This is a genomic window from Janthinobacterium leeuwenhoeki (assembly GCF_051380795.1).
Taxonomy (GTDB): domain Bacteria; phylum Pseudomonadota; class Gammaproteobacteria; order Burkholderiales; family Burkholderiaceae_D; genus Janthinobacterium.
On record NZ_JBNYXT010000037.1, the window covers coordinates 39,526 to 56,506 of the forward strand.

Sequence of the window (16,981 nt, forward strand, 5' to 3'; positions counted from 1 at the left end):
AATTGTGGCTCGCGTCGGATCAAGGCAAGATGACGAAGAACCGCTTAAGACTACTTTCAGGATCGCTGACGTAGATATGAAGGTGGTCATCAATGTCATCAGCCACGACAGGATAGGATCGGCCTAAGTCAACGGTGCGGTCACAACCGAACTTAGGCTTAACGGCTTAGAATCCTAGCGGCGGGCCCTAAGCCAACAATCACAGAAGCATCCCTATCCAAACATTACTCCGATCTGATGCGACTACACTCGGCGTTTCCTCAATGATGGCATTTACTTGGAACTAGCACCTTCTTCGGCCGAAATACTGGAAAGACTTTTTTGAGGTTCGATAGATGCACTATCTGGCTCTGCTGGCGAACTGAACTCAAAAAAATCTAAACCGATTCTGGAAAAATTTGTACCCATTTTCTGAAGTAAATTTAGTGCATATTCATAACGAAGCTGCGCAACTACTTTTCCCTCAAAAGGACGCGTCACAAGAGAATCGGCCGTCTCAAAAGCCCTAACTAAATTTAGCTTTCGCTCACTTCCATTCAGTAAAAAATTTCCGTGATCTATCGCAAACATCTGTTCCCACTTCGGATTCGGAACTCTGCCGTCATCGTTTTCTTTTATGGCCATAGGCACGAAGGAAAAATAATTCAATTTTCCATCAATATTTAAAAACAAACAATTGCTACCGTAAGCATTATCTAATGCTTTTTTTCGAGTAATTGGAAAAAGCTCTACCGCAATAAATGGCAAATGTTTTCCTAATCTCTTCGGCCATCCGGCACTTTTTTGTCCAGGCACCAAATCACAAGCAGGAGAGAGACAAATCCAAAACTCTTTCACTTGTGGCACCGCAGTAGGTATCTCAATTACATGGCCTGTGTTGAGGTGATTTCCTTCTACCGACTTGCTACACGCATACCAGTTTAATTGACTGTGTACATCTTCGGGAGAAACAGAACCATACCAACGTCTCATCGCAGCGTCGGAACCTATATTCATCAAATAGTCAGTAAGCTTTCGTGCAAATTCCATGACATCGGCACGAACCGCCCCCCCCATACCATCCCAATGCTTACTTATTGTCCCATCAACCTTCGAGTGCCTCTGAGCAGAATCTGCAATGATATATTCTTTTAACCAACCTGCTTGAAGATGTTGATTACGCAGAACCTCATCCTCGGCAATGCTTCCAATCCGGCCTAACGTAGCGCGCATTTTCGACATTAAAAGCCTATGTGGTTCAGGATTCCAAGCATCCAAAGCTTCTGATAATTTTTGTGGAAGAACGGATGGCTCATTATTCTTGCCTACTACTGTTACGAATAATTGATCCGTACGTATCCAATTAAGCTGCTTGTCCCGGCTTATTCCAAAATGTACATCGCCTATCTTCATCTCTTTAGTAGCCAGGCGCAACTTCAAGCCTTCTTGAATCCTATGCAAAATTAATTTTACAAAAAGGCGATTATTTAATTTTTTTCTATCGACACCATCAGGGGATTTTTCATAAAGCTCCATTAAACCGCCAAACTCAGGAAATTTGCAAATTTCCGGCCACTTTAAATCCCCAGGAATTCGTCGAACCAACAAGTAAACGTTTTCATCAAGAAATTCGTCTATTTTTCGATTAATATTATTATCATAGTCTTCCCAATTATCCATCTGCTCTTTGGCGACTTCAATTGCTTCAGCGCTTAATACCAATCTGGTATCTATTGTGCTTAAGCTGACCGCGATTTCGTGGACAACTTTATCGATTTGATTTCCTACACCATCGTATCCATTCGTATAAACAATAACCAAATTAAAATGATGATTCGTTGCCAGGTTACGTAAAATACGAATAGCCTCCGTACCTTCAGTTGGGCGGCTTTGATCAAGATGGAAATCTAGAATCATAAGATCAGATTGATGTACACTTCCAGCATGCTCTTCAGGTACTGAATCATGAACCTCAACCATCCAACGACGTTTCACATCTCCGCAAAAATTAATAATGTCTAAAACTTTATTTTGAATTACCTTATCGTAATTCGTATGTTTTCCGGAATTAAAATTTGAAATTATTTTTTTCAATGTCGGAAATTCATCATCAACTACAATTACGCTTCGAATCGGATCGATAAACGCTTCTTGAATGAGTTCGCCATAATTAGGCGTTACCGCTTCAGCCATTTCTAGCACCTTTAAATTCGATAACAAAATTTGCCCCCAGCAATACATCTTTTATTTCATCACTATTCGCATACCGGATTGTATGACCTCCAGCCGCCAAGTTTGCTCGTGATAAATACAATCCTACACCACGCCCGCCTCTTATTTTTCTAGTGAAAAAAAGCGAAAATAAATGTTTTTGATCATTCTCATCTACACCTGGTCCAGAGTCACTAATAATTACGCTATTTCCACGTGCATCCAACAAAATTTCATTAGTTCCACCTGAAACCTGACGTACCCAATATAGCGCGTTATTTATCAAATTCAAAAATACTGGAAAAATACGTGAAGGCTGTTCATATATTGAGAATTCTTCAAATTTAGACGTCGCACTTAAAACTACACCATTTTCCTCCAGATGCCCGCCAAAAAAACGACGAATATATTTAATAATATCTGTACCGCGTAAATCAGTCTTAAATTTAGGCCCAGAAAGTTTAAGAGGTGATAAAAAATGAAGTCGATCTGAAAGAGCATCGTGCGCAGCTCTTATCGTACCAAATGCTTCGGTCTTTTGAACATCTCTTGGTAGCTCATCCAAACCAGATCGAATCGACAAATCCAGCCCTTCTATTTCATGTCCGATTATTTCAACAGTAATTCCGAGTTGAGCTAAAGAATGCAGACGTTCAATTTCTTCCCGAAGCTCATCTACTTTGTCAAGACTATAAGCAGCCAAAGCATCTAAATCAATATTTTCGTTCAAACTACGAAGAGCACCAATATAAGGTTCAAAGATATCTGAATTTTCCAAATCAGCTTCTTCTCGTTCGTCTTCTAATTTCTTCAGCGCTATAGAAAGACTAACACGCTCAAATTCAACGTCATCAAGGAGTGCTAAAGTCCGAGAGTGATATCGTTTACTCTGTTCTTCGTAGATAGAAGCAATGCGACGCTCTTCAGACTCTAATAACGAACGGGCCTCTTTTTGCCATTTCCGCAACCTACTTTGAAGATATGCGGCATGACTGGATAGGTCAGAGAAAGCGATATCTCTTGGTGCTTTTGGTACCGCAGCTTGAAGAGAAAATGCTAATCGCTGTTCAATGTTTTGAATAGCCTCAGAAATTTTCTTCTGCCGACTACGATACTCAAAATATTCGTCCTCCATCCCAGACATATTTTTAGGAGCTTCCCCCAAAGAAAAATCTTTTGTTTGGTTTTTTAAACCACGAAGTTCATCCCGAAATTCCAGTATATCCTGCTCTACAGAAAGTTCAGATTGACTAATACGTGACTCAAGTTCATCAACATCGTCAAACAAAGTTACAAGTTCAGGGCCAAGACGTCGAAGTTTCGTTCGAAAATGTTTACGCTTCGTGGCTCTTTGCTTACTTCTTGTAGCTTCAGCCTTTTCGCGAGCACGAAGCTCTTTGATGTCTGGGAGATATTGTGCTTGCAGATCAGAATTGGAACCAAAATAATCAAAAGCGCTTTTTATCAAAATATTTTCGACAAGGTCTCGAAATATCTTAGCTGCTTTATTGTCAATCAATCCCTCTCGGCCAGCCTTATCTTTCAAATTAAAATTATTCTCTCGACTGATCGATACACGACCAAAAGTACGCCGATTTGACCAAAAATAACGACCAGCATGTAATGTTCTACGTTTTTCTATTTCAAAGAAATCATTATCCTCACGACCATAAGGCATTACTCGCAAACTATCTCGGTATACCATTAGACCAGCATATTTCCCAGCCTGCTCCAAGAGCCGCTTATGTATAGCAGGTGGATGAGACGACGAGGAGCCGTCTTGCTGAAATGTTCCTAAGTGAATTTGAAACTTCCCTACCTTTGAGTTATCGCGGTTTGACACTTGCCCTTTAGGTGGAATTGTCACAACTCCATCAAGCCAGATACCAAATGCCTTAACTCTTCCTCTAAAACATCCACTCTCATCTACTTCACCTTCAACGACGTGCTCCAAATCCTCTAAGTCTCTATAATCAAACTCCCGAGACCCCGAAATTATTGGGGTGCGAATTCCTTTTTCCCACGCTATCACTGAATATGAAAATTCAATAGGGTTGTTTTTTTCATATTCCTCATTAATAAACGGATCAGTAAAATTTGAGAGCGTTTGAAACAATCTATCCTTTGACTGTTTTGCCGCATCAGCGTCTTCTGGATGAATCCTGGTCGAAAGCTGAGCCTCCAAATCGAACGTTATATCGGATACCAGCAAAAGCGTTCCGGTTGGTCGTGTACCTTTCCAAACATCCCATTGCTCCAAAAAACGAGGTTCAAGAACAAACTCAGCAATGCATTTTTTGATAGCAGCGCTAGTCAACGGCCGATTAGATTCTCGTTCAAGCTTATCGAAGCTCGACCATGCAGCCTGAACCCTCAGTTGATGTCCTTCGTCATCAGCCTTACCGACTAAATTTACGCGCAATCTTTCCAGCATCCCCGGAAATTGAGCGAAAATTTCTTCCTTACTTTCAAATTCAACGAGAGGTACCTCAATGTCATGTAAGTAAAGGAAGGGATTCTCAAAAAGACGCCAATCGACAAGTGCAGCAGTCCACTGCGTGTCTCGACGTTTAGAGACAACCAACAATAAGGGCCCGAGAAATGCCGACGATAACCGACCAATCCCTTTCTGACCTTGCTTCGGACGAGACCTTAACCCATTTCTATCAATTTCTTCAGTTACTTTATTTGCGGTTTTTGATTCTGTTCCAACTACAAGCCATTTCTCGACAAAATCATGCTTACTCATTCCATGGCCGTCGTCCATAATAGCTGCGACCGGTGATATAGCATCAAAAATATGAAGACTCACATTAGAAGCATATGCATCATATGCATTCTTCCAAAGTTCAGATATTGCTGTTGGACAATCAGCGATCTGCTCTCGACCAAGGTGATCAATAGTGCGTGCACGCGTTCGGAACGATACTGACTCAACCATTGCCATTTCCTTCTGATTTAATGTTTTCTCGCTCTAACCCTAGGGTAATTGAACGTAATAATATTTCTCCGAGCTTCACAGGTACAGCGTTCCCAATCTGCCTTCCTGCTGCCGTTATTCCCCCCTTAAATACATAGTCTTCAGGGAATGTCTGAAATCTGGCCGCATGGCGAGCTGTAATTCCGTGGTGTTCAATCGGATGCACAAACCGCCCCTTAGATGGGTTAATGCACGCCGTCGTCATGGTAGGTCCTGGTACTGTTGGATCGATTCGACCGTACACATCAGTATGACCATCGTGCCCCTCATGGCAGGTAAGAATACGTCCTGAATCACGACGGCTTCCACCGTTTATCGGTGTCGCCTTAAACACCTCAATTAGCTCCTGGGTGTGGTTCATATGCACATTATTTTCATCCGTGGCCAGCAACGGTTTAATAAACACTGTCGCAGCAGGAACCCATGGTTTTACACCCAATATACCTTTTTCCTGTGCTTTTTTTTCTTCATGTGTAGGTTTCGGTGGCCACACAGAATCGTCGAACTTTGCACCGTCCCGCACGCCAAGTATAAATACACGCTTCCTTCGCTGAGGAATTCCATAATTACGTGCGTCTAATGATATTGGGCCAATGATGCGATAACCAGCTTTCTTACTTTCTTGCATAAACTCCTTCAAGAATTCCTCGTGACGAGGCCATAATATTCCTGGCACGTTCTCCATAAGAAAAACTTTGGGCTTCAAACATTTTACATATTCAAAATATCGTAAAATTAGCGTATTTCGTGGATCATCAACTCCAGCACCATTAATTCGATGAACAGAAAATCCTTGGCATGGTGGCCCTCCAAGAACCACATCACACGAAAGACCATTTGAAAAATTCTCATTAAGAATTAATTCCGGATCGAGTTTAAGTATATCTTTTGAATATAACTTAGGGCGCTTTAATTTATGCTTTTTATATACAAGATTAGCAATGTACGTCGCACATGCATGCTCGTCAATTTCGACTGCAGCGGCCACATGAAGGCCAGCACGTTTTGCCGCAAGGGAGAACCCTCCAGCGCCAGCAAACAAATCGATACAAACCAATGGTGAGATCGCGTCATTGCTTTCGACCACATGAATATTTTTAGGTTTTCTGACACTATATTCGGCTGTATCACGTAAGATTTCGTTGGTAGATGAGTACATTTAGATACAATAATGAATTTTAATAAACTTGCAAATAATTAACGCTTATATTTGAGAAAAAGTCTCACATTGTTGTTTTTTATTTTCATAGTGATATTTCGTGTCGTCGTAGCAGCATCGCTCAGAACGAATTTTACGGTGTTCATCGAAGTGCCGCAGTAGTTCTTTCAACAAACACCAAAGTAGTCTTTCCTGCCCAACGCCTCATCCTAGAATCTTCTCGTTAGTTCATGAAACATGAGCTCAACCATGAACAGAAGCATGACCTCTGCACACGAACTTCACAGTCACCATAGGTAAAAAGCTTGTGTCTTGGGTGCAGGGGGAGAGGCTTAGGGCGCCCCCTCTCCCCCCGCGAGAATGTTGACTATGGCCTCCCACGAACTCACCCTGCAGTTGAGTACGCGGCAATATGTTTCCTCATGTTCAGTATAGGGTGATACGACCTATTTGAGAGCTTTTACACATTTCATAAATCCTGCTAATGACACAAGCCTTTTTTCGACTTACCAACTGTGCTTAGAGGCTCTCCATCCCGGGGACATTTGCGAAGAAAATGCCCCGGAACACTCTTGGATGGGGTATCCACAAGCTCAAAACGAAGCAGTTTGGCAAGCGTAGCCCGCACCCGAAAGGGGCGCGAAGGCCATACGGCCGGAGCGACTGTCCCACGCCCACGCGGGACAGTGCCACCGGGGGAGCCGGTGGAAGGGCAATAGACCGTCCAGGTCAAATTGAAGCGCCCCAAGCGCTGACCGCCCACTGGGGGGTGAAACCCCCGGCCCCGACTGCGGTCGGGTTACCTGGTTTCAAGGGCGACCGCGTTCCGAAGGAACAAGGTCGAGTCCCTCGGGACCGTCCACAGCGTAAGCTTTGGGCGCCGCAGAAAGCGGGTAACCCGAGCGTAGCGCGGGGCCGCAGGGCATCGGGCGCCAGCCCGAAGTATTTGGTAGGGCGTCCAGCCCGTGAAGCCAAATACGCTGCCCCCGCAAGGAGTTTTCAACTCCGCGCAGCCCAACGGGCGGAGAAAAGGCGCTTACCAACACTATCGAACACCGTAGATATGATGTTTCCACCTGAAGAGCTATCAGCAGAAACAACGAAAGAGAGCGTCCTGAACGACAAGGTTCCAGAAGTTGAATGTACCTGACTGCCACCTCCACCAAATACGCTATACAAGATAACAACGTGGAGGATTTTTTGAATGAAAAGCAAACAACAGATCGGGCACGAGTATCGTGCGAAGACCCTTAAATTCTTGGCTCGCGTGGGATATGCAACTACCCGGCAAATCGCAAGGGCCGTTCTTGGCGTGTGCGACATTAGCAGCCGAAAAATGGCCGGCCGTACAATTCGCAGCCTGTTGGCTCTTGGCTATTTGGTGCAAAAACGCGATGGAGACTCTATTGCCGGGGAGATGATGTTGGCATTGAATCGTGCTGGGGTGGCCGCGCTTGCGGAGCTTGTCGAGATGCCAAACGGACGCGCGCACGCACGTGACTGGATTCGTCATGCACACAAACACCGTACTGTATGCAATTCCGTTTTTGCCGCTGTAACCAGGGGACTCGACGAGCACATTGGCTGGTCAGAATTGGAAATTCGGGCAGGCAGCGCACCGGCCAAGCTGTCAGCCTACAGCTATAAAGACGACGAGGGCACCAGTCTTCAAAAGATTCCCGACTTGCTGTTACATGGCGCCTCAGGTCCGATTTGGGTCGAGGTAGAGAACGGTTGGCGCGGAGCACGAGACATGCAGAAACTTGTCTGGTTCTTAAGGCGTATCTTTGAGCATCCTGCACCCGTGGTGGATAAAGTATGGTTTGTGGTTACCGCCCCCGGCGCCAAGACTATCGGTAAGCGTCTGCACGCAGCATTAACGCATCAGCCAGACAGCGGATATCCGCGCCAAATCCGTGAACTCGATGCCCGGATTTTGAACGAGCGCCTTGCTATTTTTCAACTGGACGCAGACCGTTTGGAGCTTACACGCCTCCCTTGGCTGCAGGATTGCACGGCAGACTAGCCAAGTGATACGTCGAGTAGATCGCTGCTCGATAAAGTGCGTAGAACACCTGCAGCAAGATTCAATTCAACAGCTGATTATCGCTCGTAACTGTGTCGGTACTTTCTTGTACTTGAACCGTAGCTTGCGGCTTGCCGTTACGACCAGGCAGAACTGTGGCCAGTTCTGACGCGCTTGTAGCAAGGAATGCCTTAGCCGCTTCATCTTGCTCACTGAGGCGCTCCAGACGCTCGACAATTTGAGGGAACCAGGGTTGTATTTTCTCAGCAGGGGTCTCGAGCATATCTCCGGCTGGAAAAAAAGTATGCTTGTCCACCTGCGGACCGCGGCTACCGAAAAGCAGTGTCCGGGTACGAACAACACCAGCTCTTAAAATGAGTTCAGCCTCTTTATCTTTGCACGTCTTGCGGTTGATTATCGCAACGTAACCTGCGATTTTTCCAGGTTCAGGGGGCAGAATTACTCGCTCGCCACCACGGTCTACTTCTTCCGGCCAGGTACGGTCAAAAGGAACCACCATACCAGTGTACGAGCACTTGCCATCACCATCATCGCGCCACCATTCGCGCACGAATCGCAGCTCCACAGCACCACCCAGTTGAATCGGCACGGCGGTTTCGCCTACCGGATACATGGTGATGCTGGAAAACAGAATGGCTGCCAAATAGACGGCATTCAAAAAATCGAACATGCTTCTGCCTCATATTGAACGTACATGAAGACGCACCGCCATCGTGCCGCCTGCGTCGTCTTACCCAGAGCCTCATGCGCTTGTGCGCTTCCAGAAAGCCGCTCCCCGCTCTGCTACTGCATCATCGACTTAGGTATGCCTTTGAATTGAATCGCATACTGGAGCGTCGCCTTAGTGCGGAAGGCTTCCGCCTCAGCTCCACTCAGACGCTGCTCTTTAATCATTCTCTCAATCCCCGCCAGCACCTCCGGAGACAAGGACTCCCGGGCTACGGCAAGCGCTTGTGCAGGGTCTGCGGCTGGATTGTTCGGTTCCTTGGCCGCTGCCTGAGGGTTAGCAGCGGCAAACTGCTTGATCGCTTCCCAAGCGGCCGATGCACTCGATTCCAGCGCCGCTTGCTCCGGAGTCTTGCCATTGGCGTCTTTGGTGAGTATTTTCATGGAACCAGCAGCCAAGAAGAGCTGAACTGCCACTTCATCGTCACGGCGAATTGCTGCGAAAAACTGTTCGGTCGAGTGATACGTCAACCCCATTCCTGCAAGGTTTTTGCGCGCTTCCACTTTACTGTTGCCCTGTGATTCCACGCCGCCCGTCCCAGATACCGATGGCGAACCAACGAGCGATGCTGCCACAGACGGCTGGGTAGCTATCTCGCTCCTGGCCGGCATCAACTTGGCAACTGCATCCTTATCCGGTTCCTCAAGCATAGCGCCAGGAACATCGATTTTCTCAATCAGCAACTGGGGCAGATTCTTGCGAATGGCCGCAATCTCTTCTTTTAAGCGCTTGACGTTGTAGTCTTCGTCTTTGCCTCGGATAGCGCTGGTAATGCCATTGAATAATCCTGATGTAAGCGATTCGGTCTTCTTGACGGAAGCAAAGATCAGGTAAATCTTCACGCCACCCTGGAACGGGTACAGACACGCTTGCACGCGTTCAGCGGCAAACATGAATGGATTTTTGATCGGTGCCGGGGTCTTGGTGACTTCTGCGTATCCGTTGCGACACTGGTACTCACTAACAGGCTGCCCCTGGACCAGGAAATCCTGGAGCGCCGGCTCCAGAGGGCGAGCAGGCAACGCCGCCGGAAGACTATGCACGTTATATGACGAAGGAATAGCGAACTGTGACAAGGCATCCTTGACTTGCGCAGCCACATCTTGAGCGCGTGCATTTGGCACCACTAGCTCAGCTTTTGAGGTTTGCACATTGAACTGGTCACGAATATCCGCAGCGACAGCCCCATGCACGCCGGAGATGAGTAAGCCGGCCATTATGGTTTTCAACAATACTTCCTTGCCCATATTTCATCCTAAATATTTAATAATTGATATCGCTCAACCGATTTCCGCTGAAGCCAGAAAAGTTAAGCGATCAGTGATTGTTGAAGCTGTCATGCCCCATGTCCACATCGTGATAAGACTGATGACTGTCAGTGCCAAAAGCGTTACCCATCACGTCCACACTGCCTAGCCCGGCAATCATGGGGAGACCGTTGGCAGGGTTGAAGTCCATTAGCGGATGATTTGCGATGTCGTCGTGACTCTCGCTTGAAGTAGCGCGTAATGCGTCGTAAGCCGCACGGACACGTTGATCAATGATGGCGTCATTCCCAAGCTCGTAAGCGGTGAACAGAGGAATCCCGGCTGCCATTGCCGCGCCACCGCAACGGAAACGCGGTGACGACACAAAAATCGCCTCATTGCCTGGCGCAAAATTCTTCACGCCCTCGCTGCCAAACTCAATGATGGGTGTGCCCTGCGATGTTACCCAGCCTTTATATTTTGTACGTAGCAGGCGATTATGGATGTGTGCGAATATGGCCAGTACAGGAGCCGCGATGGGAGATGCAAACGCACGCAGGAGCAAGGAAGCCAGATGAATCAATAGCGTCAGGAACACCAGTCCGATGGTAACCACGATCCACGTCACACAAAATCCCCCAGCGCCAGCCGCGAGAACGACCAACGGCTCCTTCTTGGTAAGGAGCGTGGCAGCAAGACCGAAAAACAAAGCAAGAACCGCGAGCACCATGGCAATACGCGAGCTGTTTCTTTCCGCCCAGCGCATTACATTGTTGTCAAGAAAGGTAACTAGCAGCATCACGGCGCCGACAACTGCTGCAACCGGCAATGCTTTAGTCCCCAGACCGGCAACGTAAGCCAACAACAAATAAGCAAGGATCGTCGCCGCCAGCGGTCGAATGAGTTTGGGAAGCAAAATGGCTCTCTTTACCAAAGCGAGCACTGCATCATGATGCGGGCGATCAACGCGGGAAAGATAGCCGATGAGTTGTGCGGGGGGCGGTGGCATGCTTGATGTTTCCTATGTGGCAATTTCGTTCAGCGGGGATTTGACTCTACTCATTCATTAAAATATTGCCATAGAGAATTCTACGAATTTCGTAGAGACGGCGCAAGCATATTCTACGAATATCGAAGTATGCCTCCCCGCTCTAAACCTCCCTCATCTCTATTTGGACTGCGCTTACGCGAAGCAAGACTTCTCGCCGGCATCCCGCAGGATAGGTTAGGCACAGCAATCGGCCTGGACGAAACCACAGCCAGTGCGCGAATCAGCAGATACGAGACTGGAGTGCATGCGCCACCAGTGGAAACCGCAGCTCGATTAGCAACGGTACTTAATGTGCCCACACCATTTTTCTACTGCGAAGATGATGAATTAGCTGAGGTTATCCAGGCGTGGTATCACCTTTCAAACAGTGAACGACATCGCCTTCTAACGCTCCTCCGTACGAAACCGGACTTTTCCTGAAATCTAAATCTGCCTAGGCTCAGTTAGTTACCAAAGATATCATGTTTCATTGTGGAAATAATAACACATTGTCACGTTTTGTAGTCAGATACGACAACCAAGGCGGACAGTGTCCGCGCTCCCTCCGGTCTGAGGTACTGCAATACCCTAACGCTTACTCAAAAGCAGCGGACCCTGTCCGCCCTGGTCGGGGGTTTCACTGCCGAAGGCAGCTTTGACGCTGTTCTACTTGCTTGCAAGCGGGCTGATACATAGGCGTTCCAGCTTTCAAGGATGACTCCGTGGACGATGCGTGAGCATCGTCTACTGGTTGGTTGAGACCACGAGGGCTTGGAGACCAGCATTCGGGTGTCAACTTGGTCACAAAATCCGCTTTGCCCGTCCATAATTTTTCAAGTGACCACTATGACCGGGGTTCAGATACAACTTTCTTTTAACCCACTCAGCGCACGCGTAAGTGAGGTGAAGTAATGTGGCGTTGATGCTATGATTTTGAAGTAGAACTTGGTCAATCTGGTCACGAAGAAAAGCAGCCGATTTTAGCGGCTGCTTTTCAGACCAGCATAGTTGACCAAGTGGTCAGGGTAGAAGAATATTGCAGGTTCGAATACGTCCGGCTCCCGTGGTTGCCCGGCTTTCGACAATCTCTCCTACAGAGTCGGGCAAACGTTTCCAGAACTTCGGCGATGCAACAGGCAACATGCCGTTTTCTTTGCACCAAATAGCATAAGCCGTGTAAACCGCTGACTTGGATGTATCCGTGGTCGTCGTGCGTTCAATCGATGCTTCGTTCACCCAAGCGTGCACTGAATTCGTCTCTGTTCGAGCAGCCTGTGTAGCAGCTGTCATCGCAGGCGGTAGTGTAGCTTCGAATCGGCCACGCTCCAGCAGGCGTTGGAGGCCCTCCAGCGCCCAGTTCAGCACCCCCGTCAACTCGTGCTTGATGATGTGATCGGCCAACATCGGATCGCGTTCACTGGCTGGAATCTCCACGCTGAATGGGACTACGTCGAACCGCCGCCAGAAGCCATTTGACTGATCTTTCACTGATGGAACATGGTTCGCAAGAATGAGCCACTTGCCAGCAATGCGTGTCGTAATAGGAGACAAGTACTTACGGTCGATCAGTACAGCTTCGCCAGCAATCATCGATTTGATGGTCTGTTCACACCAGTTCTGCGGAGGCGCCTCATCGCAATAAATGAGTGACGCACCGAGTGTGACGGCTGCATGGAATCCGTCTAACTTACTGGGAGAGGCTGCGACAGCCCGGCCATGAAGGGCTTGCACAATGTTCGCCAGCGTGCCCTTGCCGTTCGCGCCAGTACCAAGCCAAATCTGGGCGAGTTGGAAACGTGCGTCGGGCAGCAAGGTGTAACCAATGTATTCCTGGACCCTCTTCCTCACTGCTGGATCGGGAAGCACACGCGTCAGCAGATTCTCAAACATCTTTGGTCTTGGCGCGCTGGGTAAATAATCACACCCGAGAGCATGACGGAGTCCAAGGTCCTTGTCATGTGGCTTCAGCACTGGACGGCCGTCGAGATGCAGATAGCCATTACCCACGGGGATGATGCTAACGTGAGTGGCCTCTTGGAGGGCCGGAAGCCGGATCAGTGCAGTTTGATGTGCTGACTTTGCATTGGCTGCGCTAGCGTTGCTAGGATCGCCGTCCTCAATCCAGCTCAACGCCATCCGCATGGCATTAATGTCGCTGACGATTTCCCAATGTTTGCCGTTCCACTCGAAAAAAAGGTTGTCCAAGGTAGCGTAATTGCCAGAATTCGACAACTTCAACGCATAGCCAATGGGTTCAAAAGGAGGACGGCGGCTCATGCGAGGTCACTTTCAGTGATACTCGCGCCAGGATGGTTGAAATTCCACAGCTTCACCCGGCGCTCGTAGCAACAGGCATCGTACGTCAGGATGTGGAGGCCGGCTTTGTCGATGGGGTGTTTCGAGCAGGCATGGACACGGCTGACTTCAAATTTCTTCATTTTTTAGCTCCTTGTAGGCTACTACCACTGCCTCGACACGAGGAAGTGTTGCAGTGCCCTGATGAGGTATACAGTCGGGCTGGAAGCTAAAAAGAGACGAGAGAAAAGGCAAGAGCCAAAGTTTGCGAAAACTCCCTGTCAAATAAGGTACTTAAATGAGGTACTTTTTTTATGCCTCCCGAACGTTGACGGCTGATTTACATATGCCGCAAGCGCCCCCAGCCTCCAGCAACGTTTAGTTGCAGGAGGGCATGGCGTGTTTTTCCACTACCAGGATCGAGTTGGCGCACCGGGGCTTCATCAGCATGCAGGTAAGCGTATTGCCGCAGCAGTTCTGTCAGCCGGTCGGCAAGCGGCTGCAGGCACACACCGACGCGCCCGATCCTGTCAGCCAGGGTCGAGCGTGCCAGCGGTATCTGACCAACTGCTCCCAGTATTATGCAAACCGCACTTTTCGTGGGCGACCACGCTTGACACACTCTGGCTCGACTGCACAGGGAGAGGCATGCTTGATACGTCGGTGCAGTTCCTCCTCCTCCCAGAGCAAAATCCCCCCAATCTTTTTCGGATTGGGGATCGCACCTTGCTGCATGTAGGTGGTGATAGTACGAACGGAAACGCGCAGCACTTCGGCGACTTCCTTCTTGGTCAGGTACATATTTTCTCCCCAAATTGCAGTATAGGAAGAAAACTCGTGATGTACGTTACAGGGAAGGTGCCATGTTGATCGCATCCGGGTTCTCTGCCAGCCGCGCCGCCATCCGCCCTGAGTCCAAACGCAGGTAATGCTTTGCTAACGTACGCATGTCAGAATGTCCGGAAAACAAAACGACTTCATGCATCCTCAACTGGCATGTCTCAACAAGCCGACTAATCGCTTCGCGCCGGCAATCATGGAGCCGGGCATCATAAATTTCCGCCTTGTCCGCAGCATTGCGCCAGCCATGACTAAGGTCAGTTGCGGGCATGGGGAAGATAGGACCACTTTTTTTAGGGTCCAGGGCTTGCAGAAGCTTGATAGCGCCAGGCAGCAACGGAACCTCTCTCTCGTGGACCTTCGTCTTGGTGAGAAATCCCGGTTTTCTCAGGCGTACCACCCTCCTCTGGAAGTCGACATCTTCCCACTGCAACGAAACGATTTCACCACGACGCAATGAAGTCAATATCGCAAACAGAATGGCCGACTTCAAGGTCATGTCCTTGATACTGTTGAACACTGCCAGCAGTTCATTATCCGATACGCGCCGATTGCGGGGCTCTGCAGCGCCTGGAAGCTGCATCCGCATCAGGGAATGGGCTTGCCACCAAGCCCCATAAGTTGGCCAACGATTTTCTCTACTGAAGTATTTCGTTACCGACCGACGTAGCAGGTTCAGTTCATGCCGGGCAGTTTGGGTGCTGACAGGATAGATTGGTAGGCTCGGTACTTCCTTCGCCGCCTTTTTGCGCGTGTAACGCTGATGCTTTGTAAGCGGCTTTACACCATCGGAAGCGGACAGGGTAGCCGCACGATTGGGATCGCGTCCGGAACCCAATTTGCCGGCAAGGCGGTTCTCCTTCCATTCGTCGATGAGGGTCTCATCCAATTGATCGACAGTACGCTCGCCAAACCATTTGCGCAACCTTTCCAGACGCGATGCCTCTGCATCCTTGCCTGTAAGCTTTGGAAGGTCATTCTTTTGATAAGAGTCGAACACATTCGACAGTTTGATGGGAAGCGGGGCCTTGGGGGCATGTGGGAAACCGGAAGATGCCGACACAGCATGGAGCAGTTCCGGCGAGGCCAGGTTGGAGGCTTTGCTCTCCAAGAGTTCCACGCGCCGGCGACGAGCCCAACGCGCGCCTTCATCCATGGTTGAGAAGGTTGCAGAATCTTGGAACGGAGGGACAACCACCTTGAAGCGGAGCGAGCCGCTCCGCTCTTCAACGTAGATATGCTTTTCCAGGCGACCGTTTTGCTTTTTTGACATGGCGTAACTCCAGAGTTGTGGAGTTACGTATAGGAAAAAATTGGCTGTCTCCGCGTACGCAAAATCAGGAAGGTTTCTACGGGATTTTTCCCAAAACTTTTCCCAAAAACGATTCGAAGCTAAGTTCCATTACGCTAATCTTCTTGAAAGGCGCATGAATGCTGGTGCGGCTGGCGGGGATCGAACCCACGACCCTTGGCTTCGGAGGCCAATACTCTATCCACTGAGCTACAGCCGCGTAGGGGGAATTTCTGAAGTGATGCGAAGGATACCGTTTTTCTTTACCTACGTCTACGGAAACTGTCGTATCGCCGGCAATTGCATGTCGCTGCTCAATTTTTGTGCCTATAATTGTGGGTTTCATAAAGGTTTACATCCAAGCATGTAAAAATGCTACCTTACACGGCCATCAGTTTCAAATCTGGACTAAGGACATCATGAGCGACGCACATAACGAACAACAATCAGCGATCAAAACGCCTAAACAATTGCTTGCCGCCGTAGCTGGCTTCTTCCTCATCACCGTCATCGGCATCATCTTGCTGGTGCAGTTCGTCACGGCGCAAAAACTGACGGGTGCGGGTACGGACAGCCAGTCGCCGGAAGCCATTGCCGAGCGCTTGAGTCCGGTTGCCAACGCCGGCTTTACCTTCAAGGATGCCAGCGGTCCGAAAGTGCTGCAAAGCGGCGAAGCTGTCTACACGGCAACCTGCGTGGCTTGCCATGGCGCCGGCGTGGCTGGTGCACCCAAATTTGGCGATGCGGGCGGCTGGTCGGCCCGTCTGGCCCAGGGCTACGATACGGTCCTGAAACACGCCATCGAAGGCTTGCGCGGGATGCCGGCCAAGGGCGGCAATCCCGACCTCGACGATGTGGAAGTGGCGCGCGCCGTCGTCTACCTTGCCAACGCATCGGGCGGCAAGTTCAAGGAACCGGAAGTGCCGGCGCCGGCCGCTGCCGCTGAAGGCGCTGGCGCACCAGCCGCAGAGCCTGCCAAGTAAGCAGCACAGTACCAGTCTCCAGGAACCGCCCTCAAGGGCGGTTTTTTTTCGCCCGTAGTTTGCGCCAGATCACTCGAATCGAGTAGGGGGCTGAGTTACCTCAGCCGCCCTCTCACACCACCGTACGTGCGGTTCCGCATACGGCGGTTCATTTCACAAGCTGGAAGCGCTGCTGGGTGTCCAGCAGCGAAA

13 protein-coding genes, 1 tRNA gene and 1 pseudogene are annotated in these 16,981 nt (G+C 49.1%); 3 read left to right on the forward strand and 12 right to left on the reverse strand.

What is annotated here, in order from left to right; translation table 11 throughout:
- Window positions 1–273: 273 nt before the first annotated feature.
- The 3 genes from ACQ4WS_RS21865 to ACQ4WS_RS21875 are packed head-to-tail and all read right to left on the reverse strand — an operon-like array spanning window position 274 to window position 6,329.
- Window positions 274–2,172, reverse strand: a complete 1,899-nt coding sequence (locus ACQ4WS_RS21865; RefSeq protein ID WP_436479118.1) for a response regulator receiver domain — start codon at window positions 2,170–2,172, stop codon at window positions 274–276.
- Window positions 2,165–5,131 (reverse strand): ATP-binding protein, encoded by a 2,967-nt coding sequence (locus tag ACQ4WS_RS21870; RefSeq protein ID WP_436479119.1) that lies wholly within the window; start codon window positions 5,129–5,131, stop codon window positions 2,165–2,167. Before ACQ4WS_RS21870 ends, ACQ4WS_RS21865 begins: the two co-directional genes overlap by 8 nt.
- Complete coding sequence (locus ACQ4WS_RS21875) at window positions 5,124–6,329, reverse strand: DNA cytosine methyltransferase (RefSeq protein ID WP_436479120.1); 1,206 nt, start codon at window positions 6,327–6,329, stop codon at window positions 5,124–5,126. Before ACQ4WS_RS21875 ends, ACQ4WS_RS21870 begins: the two co-directional genes overlap by 8 nt.
- Window positions 6,330–7,533: 1,204 nt before the next feature.
- On the opposite strand from ACQ4WS_RS21875, the gene ACQ4WS_RS21880 reads away from it, so the two are divergent.
- Window positions 7,534–8,355: a hypothetical protein gene (locus ACQ4WS_RS21880; RefSeq protein ID WP_436479121.1), complete on the forward strand. Its 822-nt coding sequence runs from the start codon at window positions 7,534–7,536 to the stop codon at window positions 8,353–8,355.
- A gap of 61 nt (window positions 8,356–8,416) precedes the next feature.
- On the opposite strand, the gene ACQ4WS_RS21885 is transcribed toward ACQ4WS_RS21880, so the two are convergent.
- From ACQ4WS_RS21885 to ACQ4WS_RS21895, 3 genes are all read right to left on the reverse strand, one after another.
- Window positions 8,417–9,046, reverse strand: coding sequence for a hypothetical protein (locus ACQ4WS_RS21885; protein ID WP_436479122.1), 630 nt, complete (start codon window positions 9,044–9,046; stop codon window positions 8,417–8,419).
- A gap of 113 nt (window positions 9,047–9,159) precedes the next feature.
- On the reverse strand, window positions 9,160–10,350 hold the full coding sequence (locus ACQ4WS_RS21890) for a hypothetical protein (protein WP_436479123.1): 1,191 nt from the start codon (window positions 10,348–10,350) through the stop codon (window positions 9,160–9,162).
- Between the two features lie 70 nt (window positions 10,351–10,420).
- Window positions 10,421–11,359 (reverse strand): hypothetical protein, encoded by a 939-nt coding sequence (locus ACQ4WS_RS21895; protein ID WP_436479124.1) that lies wholly within the window; start codon window positions 11,357–11,359, stop codon window positions 10,421–10,423.
- 129 nt (window positions 11,360–11,488) lie between these two features.
- Here ACQ4WS_RS21895 and ACQ4WS_RS21900 point away from each other — a divergent pair, with 129 nt between their 5' ends.
- Window positions 11,489–11,821, forward strand: coding sequence for a helix-turn-helix domain-containing protein (locus ACQ4WS_RS21900; protein ID WP_436479125.1), 333 nt, complete (start codon window positions 11,489–11,491; stop codon window positions 11,819–11,821).
- Window positions 11,822–12,400: 579 nt separating this feature from the next.
- Here the strand turns inward: ACQ4WS_RS21900 and ACQ4WS_RS21905 are convergent.
- The 6 genes and pseudogenes from ACQ4WS_RS21905 to ACQ4WS_RS21930 all read right to left on the reverse strand — a co-directional run bounded on the left by ACQ4WS_RS21905 (window position 12,401) and on the right by ACQ4WS_RS21930 (window position 16,026).
- Window positions 12,401–13,657 (reverse strand): DNA primase family protein, encoded by a 1,257-nt coding sequence (locus ACQ4WS_RS21905; RefSeq protein WP_436479126.1) that lies wholly within the window; start codon window positions 13,655–13,657, stop codon window positions 12,401–12,403.
- The gene (locus ACQ4WS_RS21910; RefSeq protein ID WP_436479127.1) at window positions 13,654–13,818 is read right to left on the reverse strand and encodes a hypothetical protein; all 165 of its coding nucleotides are present in this window, start codon (window positions 13,816–13,818) and stop codon (window positions 13,654–13,656) included. Before ACQ4WS_RS21910 ends, ACQ4WS_RS21905 begins: the two co-directional genes overlap by 4 nt.
- A 242-nt stretch (window positions 13,819–14,060) precedes the next feature.
- Window positions 14,061–14,231: pseudogene (locus tag ACQ4WS_RS21915) on the reverse strand (IS66 family transposase); the annotation flags it as partial.
- 23 nt (window positions 14,232–14,254) lie between these two features.
- The gene (locus tag ACQ4WS_RS21920) at window positions 14,255–14,476 is read right to left on the reverse strand and encodes a helix-turn-helix transcriptional regulator (RefSeq protein WP_436479128.1); all 222 of its coding nucleotides are present in this window, start codon (window positions 14,474–14,476) and stop codon (window positions 14,255–14,257) included.
- 46 nt (window positions 14,477–14,522) lie between these two features.
- Window positions 14,523–15,788: a site-specific integrase gene (locus ACQ4WS_RS21925; RefSeq protein WP_436479129.1), complete on the reverse strand. Its 1,266-nt coding sequence runs from the start codon at window positions 15,786–15,788 to the stop codon at window positions 14,523–14,525.
- A gap of 162 nt (window positions 15,789–15,950) precedes the next feature.
- Window positions 15,951–16,026: transfer RNA gene (locus ACQ4WS_RS21930), tRNA-Arg, on the reverse strand.
- A 199-nt stretch (window positions 16,027–16,225) separates the two neighbouring features.
- Between ACQ4WS_RS21930 and ACQ4WS_RS21935 the strand changes: the two genes are divergently transcribed.
- The gene (locus ACQ4WS_RS21935; RefSeq protein ID WP_436479130.1) at window positions 16,226–16,789 is read left to right on the forward strand and encodes a c-type cytochrome; all 564 of its coding nucleotides are present in this window, start codon (window positions 16,226–16,228) and stop codon (window positions 16,787–16,789) included.
- Window positions 16,790–16,981: the final 192 nt, after the last annotated feature.